Genomic DNA, 22518 nt, shown 5'->3' with positions numbered 1-22518 from the left:
TTACCGGCCCATCCAGCCGCCGTCGACTGTAATGATTTCTCCGTTAATATAATCAGAGGCTCGTGATGCTAGAAAAATAGCAGCTCCCACCATATCCTCTGGTTTTCCCCATCGTCCGGCAGGAATTCGTTCTAGAATTTGACGGTTTCGAGAATCATCTTGGATAAGAGCTGTATTCATATCTGTGGCCATATACCCAGGTGCAATGGCATTCACATTTACATTTCGTGAAGCCCATTCGTTAGATAAAGACTTTGTAAATTGAGCGACGCCGCCTTTAGCTGCGGCATAAGCTGGTACAGTAAATCCACCTTGAAACGAAAGCAGTGAGGCTAAATTGATAATTTTTCCGCTGCCTTGTTTTAACATTTTCCTGCCAACAAGCTGGCATAGAAAGAAGACCGCTTTCTGATTAACGTCTATTACAAAATCCCAGTCCTCTTCTTTAAATTCGGCAGCAGGGGAGCGGTGTTGAACACCAGCATTATTGACTAAAATATCAATCTGACCAAACGTCTCATTTACAGAATCGACAAGCTCAGAGAGGAGGTTTGTTTCTGATATATCAAAAGAAAACACTTCACATTTCCTTCCGAGCTCTCGAATGTTGGCCGCCACATCTGTTTCTTCACTTGACCTTTGCACAATGGCTACATCAGCTCCTGCTTCAGCCAATCCGTAAGCCATTGCTCCTCCTAATCCACGGTTTCCCCCAGTCACTAAAGCGACTTTTCCATCTAAATTAAAATATTCCATCTTTTAATCCCCCCTCCTGTCGATTCCGTTGAAAAAAAAACCTCTACTTCTGTTAATGCTTCTGATGCATCTTTCCCGTAACCCTCCACATTGATCTCATCTCCGTTTTGGAGTCGCAGATTGACTAAGCCAAGAAAACTTTTAAGATTAGCTTCAATGATGTTCCCATTTACATTCTTCTTTAGAATAATTTCGGCATCGTATTGCTGGATAATTTGACTGAGTTCAGTTATGGTTTGAGATTCGTTGATTTCCACTTTAATCGTTTTTGATACTTTTGGAGTCATGATGTACCCTCTCTTCTTTTAAGGATTAACTAAATAAGCAGGTTTTTTTCCGGTTAGAACAGCCGCAGTATTTTTAGCAGCTTTCGTCTTAAGCTCTACTTCTGATTCTTCAGAATACCAAGCCACATGCGGCGTAACGATGACGTTGTCCATGCTTAGCAGCGGGTGATCCTTAACAGGAGGCTCTTGTTCCATAACATCAAGAGCGGCTCCTGCAATTTCTCTTTTTCTTAAAGCTTCCACAAGCGCTCCTTCATCAATTAAAGGTCCCCTGGCCGTGTTAATGATTACGGCGTTTCGTTTCATTTTTTTAAAAGCCGCTTCATCAATCATTCCTTTGGTCTTCTCATTGAGGGGGGCATGAACGGACACAAAGTCTGAGGAAGTAAGAAGTTCATCAAAAGATACTAACGTGACACCTTCAGCTTCCGTAACAAAAGGATCAAAGACAACTACATTCAATCCAAAAACAGAAGCTTTTGCAGCAACTTTTCTAGGGATATTCCCGAATCCAATCAGTCCGAGAGTTTGCTTCGTTAAGCGAGCGACCGGCTTCGCTTCGTTGAAATCCCATCCCCCGTTTTTCACACGGTTTGATAATAATGAAACTTTTCGAGCTAACGTTAATAACAGAGTGACCGCATGATCGGATACTTCCTCTATGCAGTAATCCGTCACATTACATACAGCAATGCCTTTTTTACTGGCCGATTGAACATCGACAGAATCATAACCGATTCCGTACCTGGCGATCACCTGACACTGCTGCATTTCTTCAATGACCCTTCTGGAAATAGGTGCATATTGTGAAATGATACCGTCAGCATAGCGACACGCCTCAATGACTTCTTTTTCTGTTTGACACTGATGAGCCTCCATTTCAATTCCGTGTTCTTTTAACACTGTTTCCTCAGGAAGCAGAGAATCGTATTCATAATCAGTAATGATTACTTTCAACGTAGAAAACCTCCTCTTTTAAAAAGTCATATATACATCATGAGCAGAACCGGAATCGTGATGATACTTAAGAGAGTTGTCGTTAACGTAATACTGGAAACGAGTTCTGGTTTAGAATTGAATTGAACCGCATAAATCGTCGTCGTAGCTGCAGAAGGCATGGCGGCAGCGACGATTAATACACTCGCCATTAAATCACTCATTGGAAGAACAAGGGTTAAAGCAAATGCAATCAATGGTGAAGCAACTAAGCGAACTATTGAAGCATAGGACACTTTACTCCATTCCATTTGTATGACTTTTATTTCAGCCAGCTGCATTCCGAGAATGACCATCACCATAGGGATGGTTGCTGCTGCAAGTAGCTCTACACTTGACATAAGGTTCTCCGGCATAGGGATGGCTGCTAGATTCATAATAAGCGCCGCGATGACTGCATACGTAGGAGGCATCTTAAAAACAGAGGCCAACGCCATTTTTAATCCAGCTGAACCTTTTGCTGCGTAATAAACGCCAAAGAAATTCATGATAATGGCTTGTAAAACGAGAAAAGAAACTGAATAAACGAAGCCTTCCTCTCCAAACGCGAACAATATAATCGGAGCACCATAATTTCCAGAATTCATAAACGCCGTCGATAAAATGAGCCCGCTTTCTGTAGAAGAATCATAGTTTCTGATTCGTTTAACTACTTTATTAATTACTAAAATGCTCATGAGGAGTAAGATCGAGAAGATCAACATCATTAAATATTCCTGGTTAAGCTTCGCCTCATAAAATGTTTCAAAAACGAGACAAGGCAACATGACATAAAGCGCCACCGTCGAAACAGACTTAATGTCCAGTTTCGCTAGTTTTTGTATCGTAAATCCTGCTAAAAATATGAGAAGTACCGGTAAAACCACTCCGACAAATACAGACATCGTTCTCAATCCTTCCTAGTTAACAACCCAAAAGTCCCTTGCATGACACACAAGGGACCGGGCAAGGTGAGGGCCATACCTCATTACTCACTAAATTGCAGAAGCCAAAGTGATAATTCTGGTATAAAGGTAATCATTAATAATGAAAAGATCATCGCAAGGAAGAAAGGAATGATCGCTTTTGATAACTGTTCAATAGAAAGTCCAGAGATTCCTGAACCGACAAACAGGTTGACACCTAATGGAGGTGTGATAAAACCAATAGCCAAGTTTACGACCATAATAATTCCAAAATGAATCGGGTCGTATCCAAGGTTTACTGCGATTGGCAGTAGAATTGGTGTTAGAATAATAATCGCCGCTAACGTATCCATAAAGCACCCTACTAATAATAAAAGCACCGTAATGAGTAAGATGATGACGATCTCACTCTCTGATATCGATAAAAGGAAATTCGCGACTTGTGTTGGAATCTGCTCAATCGTTAGTAACCTTCCAAAAGCGGTAGCCGTTCCTACAATGATTAAAACTGTTGATGTTGTTAAAGCTGAGTCTGCTAGGATTTTTGGCAAATCTTTTATTTTCAGTTCACGGTAAAGCAGTAATCCCGCTAAAATGCCGTATACAACTGCGATAACCGCCGCTTCTGTTGGTGTGAAAATACCGCCATAAATACCGCCAAGGATAATAAGTGGAATGACTAACGCCCACTTTGCATCCCAGAAGGACTTCCCGATATAGGAAAATGACGTTTTCTCAAACGTGCCGCGGTACCCTTGTTTCTTAGAATAGATGTACGCCCACACCATAAGAGACAAGCCGACTAGCAATCCTGGAATAACACCTGCGATAAACATATCGCCAATCGAAGCATTTCCGACTACTCCATAAATAACCATCGGAATACTCGGAGGGATAATAACTCCAATCGAACCAGCAGCTGCTACAGTAGCCGTAGCGAACTTCTTATCATAACCTTGTTTCACCATGGCTGGAATCATAATACCACCAATAGCAGCCACCGTTGCAGGACCGGATCCAGAAATGGCCGCAAAGAACATACATGTCACAATCGTGGCCATTGCAAATCCACCTGTCTTGTTCCCTACCAACGCATTTGCGAGATTGAACAATCGTTCCGAAATCCCGCCTTTCCCCATTATCTCACCCGCAAGGATAAAGAAAGGGACCGCCATTAATGGAAAGGAATCAACAGCCGTAACAAGTTCTTTCATTAAAAATTCAATGGGGATCGTGCCAGAATAAACAATGGTCAATAAAGTCGAGACTCCAATAGCAATCCCGATTGGAACACTTAAAAGTAAAAGCAGGGCGAAGGAGCCAAATAGAACAATGGTCGTCATTGATCATCCTCTCCTTCCTGATTAAGCATTCGATCACGTTCATCAGCAACGTCAAGCTCTTTTTTCCCAATTAACATCTTAAACTGGGCGACGAGATTTTGAATCAGTCGAATCGATGTGAGAGCAAACCCTAACGGGGTAGCCAGATACACTGCTCCCATTGGAATATGTAAGGCTGGAGAAGCTTGACCAAACCCAAACAACTGACTTGAAATGGTATAACCGTAGAACACAACAAATATGGAAAATGCTAAAAAGATAATATTTGCAACAATAGCTAATAATAGTTTTCCTTTGCCTTTAAGCAATAGAAGCATGACGTCTACTTTAATATGACGCTGCTTTTTCACCCCATAACTGATTCCTACATACACCAACCAAATAAAGCAATATCGTCCCAATTCCTCTGACCATGACAACGAATTTCCAGATACACGCATGACCACTTGCAGGAAAATAACGCTAACCATTACCGTTGATAAGACAACAAGCAGAAATTCTTCAATCCTTCGATCTATTACACGAATGATATTCATTAAATTCACCTCAACTGACCCTCTTTATCTCTCTTATGAAAAAGCAAGAGGGGAATAATCCCCTCTTCCTTTATTGAGCATCTTCAATCGCCTGATACACTTTATCTACTGTTTCTTCACCAATCTTCTCTTTATAATCCTCTATGACAGGCTGTACAGTTTCTACCATTTCTTCACGATCTTCATCAGAAATTTCAGTGTACTCCATGCCCTCGTCTTGAAGAGACTGCAGGTATTCCTCATTAGCTTCACGGTTCATTTCACGTTGTTCCTGACCAGCTTCAACAGCTGCATCCTTCATAATTGTCTGCTGATCTTCAGTCAAACCATCGTAGAAAGACTTACTCATAAGGAATACAAATGGGCTGTAAATATGGTGAGTATCAGATACATGCTCCTGAACTTCATAAAGCTTTTCTAAATAGATTGTCGCGTAAGGATTCTCCTGTCCATCAACTGTACCTTGCTGCAAAGCAGTGAATAGTTCAGTAAACGCCATTGGTGTAGGGTTAGCACCTAGTGCTTTAAATGCATCTAAGTGAAGATCGTTTTCCATGGTACGAATCTTAAGACCGTCAAAATCATCTACAGAAGCAACAGCTCTTTTACTATTTGTTAGATCACGGAACCCATTTTCCCAGTAAGTAAGACCAACCAAGTCCTGATCTTCTAATTTAGTAAGAAGCTCCTGTCCAACTTCACCGTCTAACACTTCATCAGCCACTTGCTCATCTGGGAATAAAAATGGAATATCGAAAACACTAAAATCAGATACAAAGTTTGCTAGAGGTGCCGTGGATGGAATCGTAACTTCCTGGCTTCCCAGTTGAAGAGCTTCCGTCATTGAACGGTCATCACCAAGCTGGCCACTATGATACGTTTCAACTTTAATAGCTCCATCTGTTTCTTCTTCAACAATTTCCTTAAACTTCAACAACCCTTTATATTGAGGGTGATCATCGTTTAGACCAATACCAGCTTTAATCACTTTTTCTTCACCACTTGAAGCGCTTTCATCTCCGCCGTCACTATCTCCACTGCTTGACTCAGAATCTGCATTTCCACAAGCTGCAAGTACTCCCATTAAAAGAACGAAACATAATGTCATAAAAATTTTTTTCATAATAAAACCCCTTTGAATATATTTTCGAGTGTCCATTACCCTCGAATTGTTAACCAACTTGCCTTGACCTTCTTCATAACCTTAAATAAACGATTGGTATGTATGTTAGTTATACCGCAAAGGTAACCGCTTACAATTAAAGCTTTAAAAAAAGATCTTTCTTCTTTTCATTCACCTCGCTTTCTGTAATATGAATGAAATATTTTTTCTGTAATTCTGATTATACAATAATATTTTTTTATTACAATGGAATTATCGAAAAATTTTTTATTTTTTTCTTAGGATAAAGAATTTTATATTATGGTTCTTTTATAAAAAATACCTCAAAGTTCACTTTCATGAACTTTGAGGTATTTTACCTTTACGCCGATTTAACCTTAATAATTCTTTTAAAGTTCGTCACTCGCACCAATGTCCAAGCGACAATTACCCCCGTCCAGTCTTTAATAATATCAGCTATAGAAAAAGATCTACCAACAACAAATAGCTGATGAATTTCATCGACGACACCATATATCATGGCAATTGCTGCTGCAAACAAACTTGTCGTGCGGCTAAACTTTTGGTTGGCTGCCAGCGCCAAAATAATCAAAAGATATAAAATTGCAAACTCAATGAAGTGTAAGCTTTCTAATAACGTATTGATGGTCATTGGCTGATTCCTATGAATCTTTTAATGGCGGTGATGGAGTGGCTGGACTGGATCCATATAAGAATCATATAGATGATGGGGAGCAGGGTGAACAGCATTTTTTTCATAAAATAAACCTTTCCTTTCGTTCGTAGTCTTACTCCCATTTTGGAAAGGTTATCTTTGTTTTATACTAAAAAAAGAATCTTGCAGAGAGAAGTTCTGCAAGATTCTTTCATTTACGATCTTAATTGCCATCTTCTTCTTACTAGGGGAACTAAGAAAGATAACAAGCTAATAATAAGCAACGTAAGAGAAATAGGTTCCTTAATAAATACCATATAATTTCCGTTAGATGCCGTTAATGCTTGACGAAGTGATTGTTCCATCATACCTCCGAGAATAAAGGCCAGGATGAACGGCGCAGCTGGAAAGGATGTCAGCCTCATTAAGTAACCGATGACGCCAAAAATCAATAATACGTACAAATGGAATACGTTAAAACTCACGGAGTACACACCGATTAAACTGAAAATGATCACCAGCGAGATCAGCAGGGGCCGTGGAATCTTTAACAGCTTTGAGATATAAGGAATCAGCGGCAAATTCAACACGAGAAGAATGATATTCCCGATGTACATACTGGCAATAATGCCCCAGAAAATATCGGGATGGTCTTGAACGAGTAAGGGTCCTGGTTGAATACCTAATACGAGAAAAGCACCAAGCATGACAGCCGTCGTTCCTGATCCTGGAATTCCGAGGCTTAGCAGTGGCACAAAGGCGCCGCTTGTAGCTGCATTGTTTGCTGTTTCTGGTGCTGAAAGACCTCGGACGGATCCTTTTCCAAATTCTTCTGGTTTCTTGGCGATTTTCTTTTCTGTGATGTAGCCGATAAAAGAAGCGATGGTCGCCCCGGCTCCGGGAAGCACGCCTAACACAAAGCCTAAGAAGGATTGGCGGGACATCGGGCCGCGCATTTCTTTGAGGTCTTCTTTTTTCAATTTAATGCTTCCGACATTGGCTTTATCTGATAATGATGTATCTTTTCGATTGATGATGAGAAAACATACCTCGGCTAAAGCAAATAACCCGAGGGCAATGACAAGAAAGTCGATGCCTTCTAGTAAATTGGGATTGTTAAACGTAAAACGCGGTGTGCCTGTTTGCCCGTCAATCCCGATCGTTACGACCATAAAACCAAGCGTGGCTGAGATCAGTGCTTTGATCGTTGAGCCCTCTGAGAGACTTGAGATCGCCATGAGGCCCATAAACATGAGGGCAAAATATTCGGGAGGACCAAAGGTCACAGCTACCTGAGCTAAAGCAGGTGCAAACAGCATAAGTAACACGACGGATACCGTTCCACCTACAAAAGATGAAACAGCGGCGATAGCCAGCGCTTTCCCTGCCTCACCCCGCTGCGCCATCGGATAGCCGTCAAACGCCGTAGCTACCGTCCCTGAAATCCCGGGAGCATTTAATAAAATGGAGGCGGTCGATCCTCCAAATACGGCGCCGTAGTAGACACCTGCCATCATGACGAGCGCAGTAGTCGGATCCATCCCGTACGTCACCGGGATCATAATAGCAATCGCACTGATCGGTCCCAGACCTGGCATCATACCGATAAAAGTCCCTATAAATACGCCAATAAAAACAAATAAAATTCCTTCGATACTAAACGCGACTTGAAAACCTTGCAGCAATCCGTCTAGTCCACCCATATCATATCAACACCTTTTAAAATGGTAGTATGCCTTGTGGCAATCTGATCTGTAGCAAATAATTAAATACGTAGTATAAAATCCCAGGAAACACGATGGACACGATAAGACTCGTCACCCATTTTCGATAGCCAAGAAACGTGGAGCAAGCCAAAATAAACAGGAACGTTGTTATAAGAAAGCCGAGGATTTCAAATAAAAAGATATAGAGGAAAACCATGCCGCCGACTGCAGCCATGACAAGAATTTCTTTTTTCGGAACGACTCGTTTTGCCTTTTCCTCTTTTGTTTCAGACGACTTATCGAAGAACAAAGCAATCGCTAAAGCTAGCAGGATGTAACCTAACACTTTTGGCACTAAGTCGGAATCCACCGGTACGTACGGATACTCTTTTAAGTTATAGCTTAAATATAAATAGCCGAGTGCTATAGCAGCGAGTACGAGACTCACTTTTTGATTTAATGTTTGAACCATTTGCGTCACCTCTTTCAATTAAAAACTATTCTGCTAATCCCATTTCCTCGAGTAAAACGTTCAGTTCTTCATTTTGTTCATGGAGATATTCTTTGTACTCTTCGCTCGTCATGTACATTTCGTCCCACCCGTATTTTTCACGAATTTCATTGAAAGCTTCAGAGTCACTTACTTCTTTAAAAGCTTGCTCATAATATTTCACTTGTCCTTCGTCCATGTCTTTTGGTCCAAAGAAACCTCTCCAGTTGGTAAATGTTGCGTCAATTCCCTGTTCTTTGGCGGTAGCGAATTCAGACAAAACGTCTCCTTCTAATCGTTCTTCTGCTGTAATGCCGAGCACTTTTATTTTTCCAGCTCGAACTTGCTCTACGGTTTCAGCCACACCTGTTGAGAATACATCAGCATTTCCGTTTAACACTTGGGTAAGCGCGCCGCCGTCTTGTGAAGATACATATTTAATTTTAGTAATATCAACGCCTGCTTCCTTAGCAATTTTCACGAACTGCATATGGTCCATTGAGCCGGGCGACGAAGTGCCGACGACGGTAATGTCTTGAGGATCTTCTTTCATATCGTCGAACAGCTCATTTAAGTCATCCCACTTCGCATCCTCTCTTACTGCAAAAGCAGCATAGTCCGCAATCATGTTCGCCAATGGAGTGAAGTCCTCGTAACCGATTTGCGACTGACCATTTAACGGAATAAAAATTAATGGCGGAGAACCTATAAAGAGATGGTGAGGGTTGCCTTGTTTACCATCGATATAAGCCCACCCAACAGCACCGCCTCCGCCAGGTTTGTTCACGACGCCCATATCTTCATCAACAATGCCTTCCTCCTCCATAACTTGACTGACACTGCGCGCCGTTGTATCCCAGCCGCCTCCAGCACCTGCAGGGGCAACCAGCTCAATCGGCTGCTGCGGCTCCCACTCGCCGTTTTCGGAGCTGGCGTATTGATCCTTACTGCACGCCGTCAATATCGATAGGAAAAGGATTAGTCCGAACACTATTACTTTCTTCATCTGCGCTTCCACCTTTTTTAGAAAATTTAGAATTAATTCATATGGTAAAGGAGGGGAGCATTTATGTAACCGTTTTCAAAATTAGTTTTTTTAAAAACGTTAACGTAATTAAATAAATAAAATTTACGAGTAGGGCGTATGAACGTCGCCGCGGATTTTTAAATTGGCCGCATTTTTACTCAATAAAAAAATAGCCGCGGTGAGCGACTATTGGTGATAAAAGTATTTTCTTTCAGGACGCCCTACTTTGCCGTACCTCATTTCAGCGACTCCTTCATTAATGTAAATTAAATACTCTAAATAGCGCCGGGCTGTCGTTTTTGAGGCTCCCATATGGTGACTAGCTTGTTCTGCCGTTATTCCTTCGTCTGCATTATCTTTTAACAGCTGCCTTACTTTTTTTAATGTAAGCTGATCGATCCCTTTTGGAACAGACGCCTCCTCCGGTTCATCCGGTGTTTCATTTCCAATTAATTGATCAACCGTTTTCTGATCAAACGTCTCCTGACTGTTCATGAGATGCTTTTTCTTCTGATAGGTTTCAATGGTATGTAAAAATCGATCCATTGAGATCGGCTTAATAATATAATCAACGACACCGTAATTGAGCGCCTTCGTAATCATTTCTTTTTCAGTGGCGGCAGTAATCATAATGATATCGAGCGCGGGAAACGTCTTTCTTAATTCATGCAATAGCTCGGTTCCTAAGCGATCCGGCATATACACATCTAATAATAAAAGGTCCGGACGATGCTGATGCACAGCCTGCAGTGCCTCTTCAGCATTTAATGCTTTCGCCACCACCTCTATGCCATCTACTTCCTTTAAAAATTTTTCATGCAAATCGGCGACACGAAAATCATCTTCTGCTATAACTGCTTTAATCAATCTTCTCACTCCTTTCTATTTTGATAAAAACAGAGAAAAAGTGGTTCCAGTGGATGGGTCGGAATCCAGTTCAAACGTTCCTCCAAGTTCTTCCACAATTTCACGCACATTGGAGAGTCCAAATCCTCTCTGTTCTCCCTTCTTCGTTGAAAATCCTCTTACAAAAATATAAGGCATGACCTCTTCAGGAATCCCCGGCCCGTTGTCGCTAACTTCAAACACAATTTCACGGCCTATATCTGTGGCAGAAAAAGTGACTTGTTTATCAATTTGATCCTTTACCGCTTCAAATGCATTATCGATTATATTCCCCAAAATCGTTACGAGCTTCGAACGGCTAATCTGCTCTGGCACTGCTTCAATTGAGGCATCTTCGTCGACGACAAAATCAATTTTCAGCTCTGAAGCCTTACTGATTTTCCCTAATAAAATCGCCTGCACCGTGTCATCCTTAATTTGATCCAGACGGTTCGATTGATACTGGACAGATTTAAAATCGGCTTGAATCAAATCCATCGCTTCGTCGTAATTTTTTAATTGGAGAAGGCCAAGCAGAACGTACATTTTATTGGCATACTCATGGGTCTGCGAGCGCAGTCCTTCAGAGTAACGCTTAATTTCAGATAAAGCCCCTACCATCTCGCGAACCTCAGACTTATCTCGAAAACTCGCCACAACACCTACGACCTCCTCGTTTTCTATAACAGGCGTACGTGTAACAATGACCATTCGATCGCCAAGTGAAATCTCTTGATCACGCTCTTCCTTGCCTGAACGAAGCACGCGCTCCATTTCTGAGTTTGGAAAAATGGCTTGAATCGGTTGTTGAGTAACGTCACCTGATAGGTGAAGCAGATTTCTCGCGGCTGCATTGATCGTCGTGACGTGAGCATTTTTATCAATCGCAATGAGTCCTTCTTTTACTGAAGATAAAACAGCTTCACGTTCTTGATAAAGGGCAGCAATTTGATAGGGTTCAAGTCCCATCGTGTCTTTGCGGATACTGCGTGTCAACATATAACCGCCGAGGCCGCCGATGACTAAGACGAGGAAAGACACCCCAGCAATTTTCCCCAATGTGTTAAAGAACGTCGTATAAATATCCTCCATTAAGAAGCCAACGGAGACGACGCCAATGATCTCATTTTGATCATTAACGATCGGTGCCTTGCCCCTTAAAGACGGACCGAGCGTCCCTTCAGCCTTCGACACATAATAACGCCCCTCCACAAGAGCCCGCTCATTATCACCGCCGACCATCCTTTGGCCAATCAGCGCTTCATTCGGGTGAGCATACCGGATGCTCTGCTTATTCCCAATGACAATAAACTCAGCCCCTACCTGTTCTTGAATCTCCAGCGCAAGCGGCTGAATTTCTTCAGAAGGATTTTCGGTCTCAAACGCCTCTTTGATCGAGGGCATATAGGAAATGGTGGTGGCCGTATGTAAAGCCATATCGCCCATATGCTCCTCCGTCTGCTCGAACTCTAAATAAGTAAAAATACCAGAAAGAATGAGAATGACCGATATGATTAACGTAAAAATCAGTACCTGTATTTTTGTCTTAAGTGAAACTCGAAACCTGCTCCTCATCACAATGACCCCTTATGTAAACGCTACATTTCATATTATCTTAACATGAGGATGGATTTGCCGGTACCAGGTACAGAAAGTTGATTGTGGTGTACCTGGTACCGATTGATGACTGCTGTGTACCAGGTACACCATTACCACTTCTGCGTACCAGGTACAAAATAACTGCATCAATTCCCTCTTTCTTCTACATACTACACCTATGAAAGGAGGGAGAAGTTATGGCAGAATACTTTGAGCGCGTTCGTAAAAATGAGGATGGCGATATTGTAAGCTTTCAGACTTCGAGCGGGAAAGAACTAAGTTATGAGGAAGCGGTTGCGGCTGTGGAAAGTGGAACAATTCAAGGAGCGAACGTGGGTAAGGCGAGGAATGGACGTCCTGTAATTCGCGGCAATGCGGACGGAGATCCGAATAATAACCTAGATAATCTTCCGACGTTTTAATTCACTATAGAAAGAAGTCGAGGGGTGCGTTCCTCGACTTCTTTTTGTGTACCTGGTACATGATTTCTACTTCTGTGTACCAGGTACGCTTTTTCGCCGGTGCTGTACCTGGTACCGACTATACAAAATGGACGGGTTGGCCTGTACGTGCTGATTCATATACGGCTTCTAAAATCTCACTAACGACTAGCGCCTGTTCCGGCTTTACGACTGGCTCTTCATCATTCTGCAGGCTTTCAATCCACAATCTTGCTTCTCGGTCGCTGTCACTTTCGTCTTCACCGCTGTAGAAGTCTACTCCGCCAGCATCTAATTCCGGTTTTGTCGTATGTAATCTCCCATATTTCTCACCGTTGATTCGCAAGCCGTCTTTCATATCCGCTCCACCTTCTGTTCCACAAAGCGTACTTTTCGCTTCACCTACATCAAGCGAATTTAAAGCCCAGCTGGATTCTAGAATGATCGTTGCTCCATTTTTCATGGTGATAAAGCCGAAAGCGGAATCTTCAACGTTAAATTCTTTGGGATCCCACGGACCAAATGCATTAGCGGCATCTTTTTTATCAGAAAGCTTGTGATAAACGTTTCCTACCACACTTCTCACTTCATAATTATCCATGAGCCATAGTGTTAAATCGAGGGCATGAGTTCCAATATCAATCAGCGGTCCGCCGCCTTGTTCTTCTTCGTTTAAAAAGACTCCCCATGTTGGAACGGCACGTCTTCGAATAGCGTGAGCTTTTGCAAAATAAATGTCTCCAAGATCTCCATCTTCGGATACTTTCTTTAAATATTGCGAGTCGTTACGGAATCGATTATTGTAACCGATCGACAGTTTTTTGCCGCTTCGCTTCGCTGCTTCTACCATATCTCGTGCTTCTTCAGCGGTTTTAGCCATTGGCTTTTCACACATGACATGCTTGCCTGACTCAAGTGCTGCTATACTGATTTCAGCATGCGACTTATTTGGAGTACAGACATGAACCACATCTAGGTCTTCATTTAACAACTCATGAAAGTCTGAGAACACTTTAGCGTCCTGAGACCCAAAATCCGCTGCCGCTTTTTGCGCTCGTTCTTCAATAATGTCACAAAAAGCCACCATCTCAACGGCTTCTACCTTAGATAGGCTGGGCATTTGCTTTCCATTTGCGATACCGCCACACCCTACAATACCTATTTTGAGTTTAGGTTTTACCATTTTTCATCCTCCTACAAAATGCTTTTTAAATATTGAAAACTTTCTTGGATGCTTACTAATGGGTCTTTATCGAAATTCTCCTGCTCAACGGTATACCACTCTACTTGCTGAGCTTTACCAGCATTTACAATCTCCTCAAAGTCCATTGCACCCTTGCCAATTTCAACGTTTCTTTTTACTTCAAAATTGTTCATGTCTTTAATGTGAAGTACCTTGCAGCGCTGTTTATATTTTTCAATAAGGTCGATGGACTTAATGCCGCACACTTCAGCCCAATACGTATCCAATTCGATAAATAGGTTCTCTTTTTCAGTATGATTCACTAGAATGTCGAGACCGTACTCGCCATCATATCTCTCAAACTCCACGTGATGGTTATGATAGCCAAATTGCAGTCCACTATTTCGGCAACTTTCACCAATTTGATTAAACAATTCAGCCGTTCGTTTATAGGCATGAGCGCTATTTCGATACACTTCAGGTAAGCCGGGACAGATAATGTAAGGACTGTTTAGTTCAAGAGAGTACTCGATCATTTTATTTAAGTTCTGCTCAAGATCATCAATTCCGATATGACTGCCCGCTGCTTTTAAGTCAAGATCATCCAGGGTTTTCTTAAGCTCGTTGCTTGGGGTATTGAAGTATCCCGCAAACTCCACGCCATCATAACCTGCTTGAGCCACTTTTTCGAGCGTACCTAAAAAGTCTTTCTCTGTAAAATCTTTCAACGAATAAAGCTGCAACCCAATCTGTGCGATCTCTCCCACTCCTCTTTTTATTTACTTTTTTTCTTTTCTTTCTGGGTACCAGGTACAGATAGTTAACATCGGTGTACCAGGTACGCAATTTCTCTCTCTGCGTACCTGGTACCATGTCATTTCAATACAAACTGCATGCCTTTTTTGAAGTTTTTGCTGAAGATGATGAACAGGATTAGGATGGGCAGGGTTAATAGTACGGACGCAGCATACATCGGTCCGGGGTAGCCTCCGTAAGGTCCAAACATTTGCGCTAACAATACGTTTAACGTCAGCATATCTTCACTATTGACGACAAGCATATCCCATAGCAATTCTACCCATCGTTCCATAAAGACGAATAAGAAAATAATCGTCGTAATCGACTTAGACATCGGCAGAACAATTTTCCAAACGATCTTCCATTGACTGGCACCGTCAATCTTCGCTGCTTCAATCAATTCATTCGGCAGCCCTCTAAAGAAGTTGGTATACATAAAGATGGCCCATAAGTTCACGGCCTTCGGAAGAATCATCGCCCAGTACGTGTCATACATTCCGAAGTAACGAATGATTAAGAATAAAGGGATTAAGAGAATGACAGCTGGGTAGAACATTTGAAACAAAATGACGTTGTTAATCAGCCGGTTCCCTTTAAACTTAAGCTTCGCTAAGGAATAACCAACGAGCAGAGCTGTCGCAATCATTAAGATAGAAGAAGTCGTACTTACGATCACACTATTAAAAAAAGCGCGCATCCATGGCCGAGCATTGGCTCCTTCTCCGCCAAAGAACAGCCATTCATAGGAACGGAGCGTAAATTCAGTTGGTATTAATTTTCGATCGACTTGATCCCATACGGCAAAGGAGCCGAGCACCATGTATAAATAAGGGGAGACCATAACGAGGAGCACAGTAAACGCCACTGTATACAGCAAGCTTAATTTTAGTTTTTTATTCCCAGCCATGTCTCGCACCCCATTTCTCTAAAATTTTACGAAAGACGAGTATTGAACCAAATGTAACAATCGAATTAATCACGGCAATGGCCGTTCCGTAACCTGCATTCAGTCGTTCAAACGCCTGGCTGTAGATTTCTAACTGCCACGTGTGAGTCGCTAAGTCTGGCCCACCACCTGTTAACACATATGGCTCGGTGAAAATACCAAACATGAGTCCGACTGCTAAAATCGTGACTGTGTAAAAGGATGGATAAAGCATCGGAATGGTCACGTGCCAAAACTTCTTAAAACCTACTGCCCCATCCATTTCAGCGGCTTCATATACTTCTTTTGGAATACTTTCAAGTCCAGCAACAAAAAGAAGCGCATAGTAACCGGCAAACTTCCAAGCCATCATAAGCGCAATAATTAACGGCGCTAAAATGGATGAACCTAACCAGTCGATATCAAGACCAAATGTTCCTCGCAGCCAAATATTAAATGGACTGTTGTGGGATAACACACCATTAACAACAATAGCCGAAGCTACCCCTGAAGCTAAGTAAGGTAAAAAGAAAGCCACAGAAAACAAACCTTTAAACTTCGGCAGTGTGTGAATGAGCATCGCGAGTAACAAGGCTCCCCCCACTACAATCGGAACGAACATCCCGAGAAATTTGTATGTAACAAAGAAAGCCGCTCGCACACTCTCACTAAAGAAGGCTTCTATGAAATTTTGAATGCCGACAAATTCATAGTCAGCAGCAATTAAGTTCCAATTGGTAAAAGCTAGATAAGTCGCCCACAATAATGGGAAGAGAAAGAAAATGAGTGAATAGATAAGGTAAGGGCTGGCAAAAAGCCAACCCAACCTTGCATTACTCTTGTCCATTTACTCCAACACCCCGTTAATGGAATTGATCACATCTTCCCATGCTTGTTCTGCATCTTTTTCACCTTTAACGAGAGGGTTTAATCCTTCAGTTCCGATTAGTTCTTGAATTTCAGCCGTTTGTTCACTATCAATTGGTGGCACGGCATTTGGAATATTGTCTGCATACTTCGTAAGTTCTGGATGCTCTTCAAGGAACTCAGTGAACGCATCGTTTGTCGCTAAATCATCACGTGCTGGAGGCAGGTTCGTATCTTCAAACCACTTCAAGTCGTTGTCAGCATTAGAGTAGACCCAGTTCACGAAATCAAAGGCCGCTTGCTGCTGTTCTTCTGTTGCTGATGCATAAATAGACAGCCCTTTTGTATCAGCAAACGTCTTCGGATTTTCTGCCCCTTCTTCACTAGGTACCGGCGGCATCGTTAGTTCATACGTTTCGCCTTCTACCATTTCTGGGAATTTATCATCCCAATAAGAGAACGTCCATGGTCCAATGTCCATCATGATCGAATCCCCTGATTCAAATGGATCCGTAGCTTCACGCGTTAAAAGCATATCCCCTTCGGCCATCTCACTGAAGAAATCAAACGTTTCTACACCAGCTTCATCATCTGCAACCACTTCATTTCCTTCTACAAAGTTGTTGCCATCAGAAGCCGCATTATAAAGCATGAAGAAGTCAAACCATCTCGCATGCCAAGTTGGCTGTACTAGGTCCGCTCTTGACCAAAGGTATTTCTCTGGGTACTCTTCTTTCAGCTTTTGACCGGCTTCTAACACTTCATCGTACGTTCTTGGAGCTTCATCAAAGCCTAATTCTTCTAAAATATCTGTTCTCCACGCAAACAGCATAGGATTTGAATAGACAGGTAAAACAAATTGCTGATCATCAGTAAATTTCCACGATGACATCGTTTCTTCCATTTGACGTTCTTCAATTAACTCATCATAGCCGTCAAATTCATTGAAAGGAACAATCGCGTTACTGCCCGCTAATTGCGCGGCGAATCCTCTAGAAATATTCTCAGAGATCGCTGGAGCATTTCCAGCTGCAATAGCTGACTGAATCCCTGCTTCAGAAGAAGGACTTTCCGGCATTGGCGTTACGTTAATGCTTACATTCTCCTCTTCCTCCATATACTGTTGAGCCATTTCTTCCCAGAATGCTTCCTGAGCTGGGTTAGGTGCAGCCCAGAATTCAAACTCAACAGAACCATCCTCACCTGAACCACCATCTCCATTACTTTCAGACTGACAGCCGGCAACGACTAGAACACTCGCAAACATAAGAACAAATAAACGAAGGTTAAGCAGGTTTTTCATTTAAATTCCCCTCTCTTTTTTGTAATCGCCTTCACTATTAAATAAATGGATTTGGCACAGTCGCCCTATGAGCTTCAGCATCACTCACCCCGACATAAAGTTCGGCATCTCCATTGGCTAAAAATATTAATCCTCCACTAAATAAAACATCCGTAAGATCTGGACGTTTCGCTTCTCCTTTAGGAAAATCACGCCGCGTCGCAATAATCTTCATCTTTGTAAATCGATTGGTGTTCCTATCATAGGTACACGCAATTGGATAATAATGGCGGTTCCCTTCCTCATCAAACTGAGCGATATGCCCAAGCACTCCGATCTCTCCATTTGCCAGCAGGTAAAGCTCATTCGCTCCTCCCCACTCTTCCTCGATAAAATGAGATTCAATAAGTGGAGCTCTCTCTATTTTTTCTGAAGTAAGGTCAAATAACGAATTAATTCTCGTAAATCCTATTTTCCCACGGCCGCCTTTTTCACCCTGTGGACGGGTAAAAACACCAATCGTTTCGTCCTGTAACTCCAGTAAACGAATATCCTTCATGCCTTCAGGTCCCGCGGCGAAAAACTTCAGCTTTCGAACGCTCTCTCCTTTATAGAACACCGTTTTCCACGTTAACCTCCTCGCATCGTCTGGATCAGGTGTAACTTTTACCCCGCCAAAAACGAGCTGGCCATGGATTCGAGCAACAAATGGATCCTGCAGTTCAAAGGTTGGCGCGTCCGATCGAGGCTCCCATTTTCCGTTTCTTTTTACAAAAAAGTAAACATCAGAATACTCGGTATCTCGGCCTTCCACTCGTCCGGCGATGACCGCTTCCCCTTCATCGGTAAAAGGAGCTGTGATATTGTAAACATCTCTCTCCCCCACGCCGGTAAACTCTAGCTTTTCCGCTTGTTTTGCACCTTCCTGGCGATCGTACGCATCTAGCAATCGATCAACGGTATACGTCATTCAATCGTCCCACCTTCAGGAACCTTCATATAGGTAAGCTGCGCTAAAATATCATCTACACTCATATCCGCTGCGGCCATCGACGTGTCAGCCACTCCGTAATACACCCTGATGTCACGATTTTGTAACGTTACACCACAACTGAAAACAACTTGACTAAAAAATCCACTCACTTCATAATCAGCCTCTGGAACTAAAAGAGGCTCATTTGTTTTCGCCAGTACCTTTGCTGGGTTTTCAAGATCTAGCAGGACAGCGCCTAAACAGTAACGGTCATTTTTATCGGCCGCATGATAAATTTCAATCCAGCCTTCTTCCGTTTTAAAAGGAATGGCGCCTCCGCCAATTCGACCACTGTCCCATCCATCTTCACTTAAGCCTAAAAGGTGCTGGTGGTTTCCCCAATGAATAAGGTTGTCAGACTCTGCGATCCAAATTTCCGGACGCCCAATACCCTTAGGGACCGGTCGATGCAGCGTATAATATTTCCCGTTAATTTTTTCAGGAAAAATCGCTACATCTTTGTTTTCAGGATGAAGCATCAATCCGTGACGTTCATATGATACAAAATCCTTCGTTGAGATCAGCCCGACTCCTACGCCTACTTCTGAGACCGCACTGTACTGGATGTAATATGTATCGTCGATCTGAGTCACTCGCGGATCTTCAACGCCCCATGCCTCATGTTTCGTTTCAGGATATATAAACGGTTCCTCATCAACAGTGAAATCTTCACCATCTGCACTTCTTGCCAACCGGATATACGAAAGCGATGTTAAGTAAGCTGTCGAATCCTTATCCTGATAGCGAATCGTACGCGGATCGGAGAAATCATAGGTTGAGTCATCTTCATGAATCTCAATAAGATGAAGCTTCCCTTCTCCTTCACTAAAATCAATAATTGGCGCTTTTACAATTGCAGGATTGTTCGTAATTGGACGTTCTGCTACTCTTAATAAGAGAAGTGTTTCCCCTTCATACTCCGCCACCCCTGCGTTAAACACTCCTATCACTTCATGATCATCGTGATAAGGAGTGACGTCTGCCGGTGTAATTAACGGGTTGCGTTCTAGCCGTGTCACATTCATCAACCTTCATTCCTCCATCCGTTTTGTAAGCCTTTTCAAAATAACTCGTCATTACATTACAAAATTATTATCCCTTTACTATTTTGTTTAGTAACCTTACAAATGATTATACATTTTGATTTTGTAATGTCAATATGCAATCCGTGATTTACTTGACTTAAGGAATTAATTGTAATTAAATCAACAATACAGTATATTATAAAGTAACGTTACAAAATGTTTTAAGAGAGAGGTTGTTTCCTTCATGGCAAAAAAAGTGACAATGCAAGACATTGCCGACCAGCTCAATATATCAAAAAACTCGGTTTCCCAAGCGTTAACTGGAAAGCCAGGGGTAAGTGACGAACTTAGAAAACTTGTCCATCAAGTAGCCAAAGAACTTGGATATAAATATAACCGCTCCGTAACTACTCGCAGTTATAATCAAGTTCAAAGCGGGAACATTGCCCTCATTGCGTCCGACTTCGCTTTTTCCATGAAAAGCTTTTTTGGAGAAATTTACTTAACAATAGAAGAAGAAGTCAATAAACGAAATAAAAACCTGCTCATTCAATCCATAAATAAACAGTCAAAAGAATCCCTTACCCTTCCTTCTTTTATTGAAAATAAAGAAGTGGACGGCGTTTTGATTCTTTCTCACATTAGCAACGAATACATTCAAAAGGTTCTCGATACAGGAATCCCAACCGTTTTAATTGATCATCACCACCCCAGCATTCACGCTGACGCCATTCTGACGAACAATCGCTTTGGCGCCTACACCGCCGTCCAACACTTAATTGAGCTCGGCCATAAAAACATAGCATTTGTTGGAGATACAAGTTTTTCTCCAAGTTATCAGGAACGCCTTGAAGGATTTTTGCTTGCTCTTAAGGATTACGGAATTGAACCGACTCAAGAATATTTACTAACCGATGCACCAGAAGAAAGTAACGTCCTGAATCATTTTATCGGTGAACTATCAAAACAGCCGTCCGCCTGGTTCTGCGTCAATGACGGGCTGGGCTATCTCATTACATCAGGCTTACAGCAACACGGGATTCAAGTACCAAGTGACGCCTCTGTCTGCAGTTTTGATAACGGCCAGCTGTCTCAACTATCCACTCCATCGATTACGACGATGGATATTAGCTTTAGGGCTTTTGGTCAAAATGCCATAGAGAAGCTGTTTTGGAGAATGGAGAATCCTGAACAACCTTATCAGGAGATTTTATTACCTGCGACACTCATTAAAAGGGACTCAACAAAGAAAAAGAAATAAAAGCACACAGAATAGCGCTTTGCAGAAATGAACGGCAAAGCGCTTTTGTTGTTTACCATTTATAGTGTACCAGGTACCGAGAGTCGCTTTTTGTGTACCTGGTACCAAGAATCTATCAAAAAATCAAAAATCGCCCTATCGAGTGGAAATCTCTTTAGGGCGATTTTTTGATGAGTGTATAGAAATCTATTGATATTTTTTCAATTCTAGTCTGCCAATATCGCGCAGGTGGACTTGGTCTGGTCCGTCGACGATTCGGAGTGTTCGGGCGTTGGCCCAGTGCGCGGCAAGTGGGAAGTCTTCCGAAACCCCTGCCCCTCCAAATACTTGAATGGCGCGATCGATGACGTTAAGGGATACGCGCGGAGCTGCGATTTTTATCATTGCGATTTCTTTTCTCGCTGCTTTTGCCCCGTGTTCATCCATTTTCTGCGCTGCATGGAGGGTCAGCAGGCGGGCTTGGTCAATTTCAATTCGGGATTCAGCGATATGTTCGCGAATGACTCCTTTTTCAGCGAGAGAAGAACCAAATGTTTCTCTTCGCATCGCTCGCTCATTCATAAGTTCCAATGCCCGTTCTGCTGCTCCAATCGCTCGCATACAGTGATGGATGCGCCCTGGTCCTAATCGGGACTGCGCAATTTCAAACCCTGCTCCTTCTTCATATAAAAGGTTTTCTACAGGTACACGAACGTCTGTAAAATGAACTTCTGCGTGGCCGTGGGGCGCGTGATCATAACCAAAGACCGGCAGATGACGCTTCACTTCCACCCCTGGCGTGTCCATCGGCACAAGGATCATCGATTGCTGGCGGTGACGAGGACCATCTGGATCTGTTTTTCCCATGAATATCGCAATCTCACATCTTGGATCCATGGCTCCGGAGGACCACCACTTTTTCGCATTAATGACATATTCATCCCCTTCACGCTTGATGTAACTTTGAATGTTGGTTGCATCAGATGAAGCGACATCAGGTTCCGTCATGGTAAAACAAGAACGTATTTTACCCTCCAGCAGTGGAGTCAGCCATCTTCTTTTCTGCTCATCTGTACCGAATTTCATGAGTACTTCCATATTGCCAGTATCGGGAGCATTACAGTTAAACACCTCAGGGCCGATTAAGGATCGACCCATAATTTCACAGAGATGAGCGTATTCATAGTTTGACAGCTGTGTTTCATAACCCTCTTCTCCTATAAATAAATTCCATAACCCTTCTCGTTTCGCTTTCGCCTTTAATTCTTCAATGATCGGCGGGATGGTCCAGCGTGAGTCGGCTTCGTTTAATTGCTGTTCATACAGTTTCTCATTCTGGTACACTTCTTCTTCCATAAAAGAAATGAGTTTTTCCTGAACGTCTTGGATTTTAGGTGATAAGGTTGTTAACATAGGC

At 42.4% G+C, this 22518-nt stretch carries 23 protein-coding genes; 2 read left to right on the top strand and 21 right to left on the bottom strand.

The features are described 5' to 3' along the window. The 13 genes from kduD to IEV27_RS15640 all read right to left on the bottom strand — a co-directional run bounded on the left by kduD (position 1) and on the right by IEV27_RS15640 (position 12284). Entirely contained in the window at positions 1–756 is a 756-nt protein-coding gene (gene kduD / locus IEV27_RS15700; protein WP_188378451.1) for a 2-dehydro-3-deoxy-D-gluconate 5-dehydrogenase KduD, read from the bottom strand. Further along, the gene (locus IEV27_RS15695) at positions 738–1043 is read right to left on the bottom strand and encodes an HPr family phosphocarrier protein (protein ID WP_188378450.1); all 306 of its coding nucleotides are present in this window, start codon (positions 1041–1043) and stop codon (positions 738–740) included. The genes kduD and IEV27_RS15695 overlap by 19 nt, the downstream gene beginning before the upstream one ends. A gap of 18 nt (positions 1044–1061) precedes the next feature. Further along, complete coding sequence (locus tag IEV27_RS15690; protein WP_229735386.1) at positions 1062–2000, bottom strand: C-terminal binding protein; 939 nt, start codon at positions 1998–2000, stop codon at positions 1062–1064. 26 nt (positions 2001–2026) lie between these two features. Further along, a complete protein-coding gene (locus IEV27_RS15685; protein ID WP_188378449.1) occupies positions 2027–2923 on the bottom strand; it encodes an AEC family transporter in 897 nt (298 codons plus the stop codon). Positions 2924–3006: 83 nt separating this feature from the next. After that, positions 3007–4287: a TRAP transporter large permease gene (locus tag IEV27_RS15680; protein WP_188378448.1), complete on the bottom strand. Its 1281-nt coding sequence runs from the start codon at positions 4285–4287 to the stop codon at positions 3007–3009. After that, positions 4284–4823, bottom strand: a complete 540-nt coding sequence (locus IEV27_RS15675; protein ID WP_188378839.1) for a TRAP transporter small permease — start codon at positions 4821–4823, stop codon at positions 4284–4286. The genes IEV27_RS15680 and IEV27_RS15675 overlap by 4 nt, the downstream gene beginning before the upstream one ends. Positions 4824–4893: 70 nt before the next feature. After that, positions 4894–5946, bottom strand: a complete 1053-nt coding sequence (locus IEV27_RS15670; RefSeq protein WP_188378447.1) for a TRAP transporter substrate-binding protein — start codon at positions 5944–5946, stop codon at positions 4894–4896. Between the two features lie 361 nt (positions 5947–6307). Continuing rightward, on the bottom strand, positions 6308–6598 hold the full coding sequence (locus IEV27_RS15665) for a VanZ family protein (protein ID WP_188378446.1): 291 nt from the start codon (positions 6596–6598) through the stop codon (positions 6308–6310). 218 nt (positions 6599–6816) lie between these two features. Continuing rightward, the gene (locus tag IEV27_RS15660) at positions 6817–8304 is read right to left on the bottom strand and encodes a tripartite tricarboxylate transporter permease (RefSeq protein WP_188378445.1); all 1488 of its coding nucleotides are present in this window, start codon (positions 8302–8304) and stop codon (positions 6817–6819) included. 16 nt (positions 8305–8320) lie between these two features. Then, positions 8321–8779, bottom strand: coding sequence for a tripartite tricarboxylate transporter TctB family protein (locus IEV27_RS15655; protein ID WP_188378444.1), 459 nt, complete (start codon positions 8777–8779; stop codon positions 8321–8323). Between the two features lie 25 nt (positions 8780–8804). Next, a complete protein-coding gene (locus IEV27_RS15650; protein WP_188378443.1) occupies positions 8805–9803 on the bottom strand; it encodes a tripartite tricarboxylate transporter substrate binding protein in 999 nt (332 codons plus the stop codon). Between the two features lie 207 nt (positions 9804–10010). Continuing rightward, on the bottom strand, positions 10011–10700 hold the full coding sequence (locus IEV27_RS15645) for a response regulator (RefSeq protein ID WP_308808342.1): 690 nt from the start codon (positions 10698–10700) through the stop codon (positions 10011–10013). A gap of 6 nt (positions 10701–10706) precedes the next feature. Then, on the bottom strand, positions 10707–12284 hold the full coding sequence (locus IEV27_RS15640) for an ATP-binding protein (RefSeq protein WP_188378442.1): 1578 nt from the start codon (positions 12282–12284) through the stop codon (positions 10707–10709). 221 nt (positions 12285–12505) lie between these two features. Between IEV27_RS15640 and IEV27_RS15635 the strand changes: the two genes are divergently transcribed. Continuing rightward, positions 12506–12730, top strand: coding sequence for a DUF3892 domain-containing protein (locus IEV27_RS15635; RefSeq protein WP_188378441.1), 225 nt, complete (start codon positions 12506–12508; stop codon positions 12728–12730). 118 nt (positions 12731–12848) lie between these two features. Here IEV27_RS15635 and IEV27_RS15630 read toward each other — a convergent pair whose 3' ends face one another. From IEV27_RS15630 to IEV27_RS15600, 7 genes are all read right to left on the bottom strand, one after another. Then, on the bottom strand, positions 12849–13931 hold the full coding sequence (locus IEV27_RS15630; RefSeq protein WP_188378440.1) for a Gfo/Idh/MocA family protein: 1083 nt from the start codon (positions 13929–13931) through the stop codon (positions 12849–12851). Between the two features lie 11 nt (positions 13932–13942). Next, a complete protein-coding gene (locus IEV27_RS15625; RefSeq protein ID WP_188378439.1) occupies positions 13943–14698 on the bottom strand; it encodes a sugar phosphate isomerase/epimerase family protein in 756 nt (251 codons plus the stop codon). Positions 14699–14805: 107 nt separating this feature from the next. Next, the gene (locus IEV27_RS15620) at positions 14806–15636 is read right to left on the bottom strand and encodes a carbohydrate ABC transporter permease (protein WP_188378438.1); all 831 of its coding nucleotides are present in this window, start codon (positions 15634–15636) and stop codon (positions 14806–14808) included. Beyond that, a complete protein-coding gene (locus tag IEV27_RS15615; protein ID WP_188378437.1) occupies positions 15623–16501 on the bottom strand; it encodes a carbohydrate ABC transporter permease in 879 nt (292 codons plus the stop codon). Before IEV27_RS15615 ends, IEV27_RS15620 begins: the two co-directional genes overlap by 14 nt. Further along, on the bottom strand, positions 16502–17824 hold the full coding sequence (locus tag IEV27_RS15610) for an ABC transporter substrate-binding protein (protein WP_188378436.1): 1323 nt from the start codon (positions 17822–17824) through the stop codon (positions 16502–16504). A gap of 37 nt (positions 17825–17861) precedes the next feature. Further along, entirely contained in the window at positions 17862–18773 is a 912-nt protein-coding gene (locus IEV27_RS15605; RefSeq protein WP_188378435.1) for a DUF1861 family protein, read from the bottom strand. Next, positions 18770–19861: a BtaManbiosPhlase gene (locus IEV27_RS15600; protein WP_188378837.1), complete on the bottom strand. Its 1092-nt coding sequence runs from the start codon at positions 19859–19861 to the stop codon at positions 18770–18772. The genes IEV27_RS15605 and IEV27_RS15600 overlap by 4 nt, the downstream gene beginning before the upstream one ends. Before the next feature lie 244 nt (positions 19862–20105). On the opposite strand from IEV27_RS15600, the gene IEV27_RS15595 reads away from it, so the two are divergent. Then, on the top strand, positions 20106–21122 hold the full coding sequence (locus tag IEV27_RS15595; RefSeq protein ID WP_188378434.1) for a substrate-binding domain-containing protein: 1017 nt from the start codon (positions 20106–20108) through the stop codon (positions 21120–21122). Between the two features lie 186 nt (positions 21123–21308). Here IEV27_RS15595 and IEV27_RS15590 read toward each other — a convergent pair whose 3' ends face one another. Next, positions 21309–22514: an acyl-CoA dehydrogenase family protein gene (locus IEV27_RS15590; protein ID WP_188378433.1), complete on the bottom strand. Its 1206-nt coding sequence runs from the start codon at positions 22512–22514 to the stop codon at positions 21309–21311. Positions 22515–22518: the final 4 nt, after the last annotated feature.

The sequence above is a fragment of the Halobacillus andaensis genome (genome assembly GCF_014636475.1).
In the GTDB taxonomy this organism is placed as follows: Bacteria; Bacillota; Bacilli; order Bacillales; family Halobacillaceae; genus Halobacillus_A; species Halobacillus_A andaensis.
The sequence above is the reverse complement of the archived record's forward strand: the minus strand, read 5'-3'. Positions and strand labels throughout refer to the sequence as shown.

Coding starts and splice junctions, on each gene's coding strand:
- kduD (WP_188378451.1), bottom strand. CDS start 756: ATGGAATATTTTAATTTAGATGGAAAAGTCGCTTTAGTGACTGGGGGA.
- IEV27_RS15695 (WP_188378450.1), bottom strand. CDS start 1,043: ATGACTCCAAAAGTATCAAAAACGATTAAAGTGGAAATCAACGAATCT.
- IEV27_RS15685 (WP_188378449.1), bottom strand. CDS start 2,923: ATGTCTGTATTTGTCGGAGTGGTTTTACCGGTACTTCTCATATTTTTA.
- IEV27_RS15680 (WP_188378448.1), bottom strand. CDS start 4,287: ATGACGACCATTGTTCTATTTGGCTCCTTCGCCCTGCTTTTACTTTTA.
- IEV27_RS15675 (WP_188378839.1), bottom strand. CDS start 4,823: ATGAATATCATTCGTGTAATAGATCGAAGGATTGAAGAATTTCTGCTT.
- IEV27_RS15670 (WP_188378447.1), bottom strand. CDS start 5,946: ATGAAAAAAATTTTTATGACATTATGTTTCGTTCTTTTAATGGGAGTA.
- IEV27_RS15665 (WP_188378446.1), bottom strand. CDS start 6,598: ATGACCATCAATACGTTATTAGAAAGCTTACACTTCATTGAGTTTGCA.
- IEV27_RS15660 (WP_188378445.1), bottom strand. CDS start 8,304: ATGGGTGGACTAGACGGATTGCTGCAAGGTTTTCAAGTCGCGTTTAGT.
- IEV27_RS15655 (WP_188378444.1), bottom strand. CDS start 8,779: ATGGTTCAAACATTAAATCAAAAAGTGAGTCTCGTACTCGCTGCTATA.
- IEV27_RS15650 (WP_188378443.1), bottom strand. CDS start 9,803: ATGAAGAAAGTAATAGTGTTCGGACTAATCCTTTTCCTATCGATATTG.
- IEV27_RS15640 (WP_188378442.1), bottom strand. CDS start 12,284: ATGAGGAGCAGGTTTCGAGTTTCACTTAAGACAAAAATACAGGTACTG.
- IEV27_RS15635 (WP_188378441.1), top strand. CDS start 12,506: ATGGCAGAATACTTTGAGCGCGTTCGTAAAAATGAGGATGGCGATATT.
- IEV27_RS15630 (WP_188378440.1), bottom strand. CDS start 13,931: ATGGTAAAACCTAAACTCAAAATAGGTATTGTAGGGTGTGGCGGTATC.
- IEV27_RS15620 (WP_188378438.1), bottom strand. CDS start 15,636: ATGGCTGGGAATAAAAAACTAAAATTAAGCTTGCTGTATACAGTGGCG.
- IEV27_RS15615 (WP_188378437.1), bottom strand. CDS start 16,501: ATGGACAAGAGTAATGCAAGGTTGGGTTGGCTTTTTGCCAGCCCTTAC.
- IEV27_RS15610 (WP_188378436.1), bottom strand. CDS start 17,824: ATGAAAAACCTGCTTAACCTTCGTTTATTTGTTCTTATGTTTGCGAGT.
- IEV27_RS15605 (WP_188378435.1), bottom strand. CDS start 18,773: ATGACGTATACCGTTGATCGATTGCTAGATGCGTACGATCGCCAGGAA.
- IEV27_RS15600 (WP_188378837.1), bottom strand. CDS start 19,861: ATGAATGTGACACGGCTAGAACGCAACCCGTTAATTACACCGGCAGAC.
- IEV27_RS15595 (WP_188378434.1), top strand. CDS start 20,106: ATGGCAAAAAAAGTGACAATGCAAGACATTGCCGACCAGCTCAATATA.
- IEV27_RS15590 (WP_188378433.1), bottom strand. CDS start 22,514: ATGTTAACAACCTTATCACCTAAAATCCAAGACGTTCAGGAAAAACTC.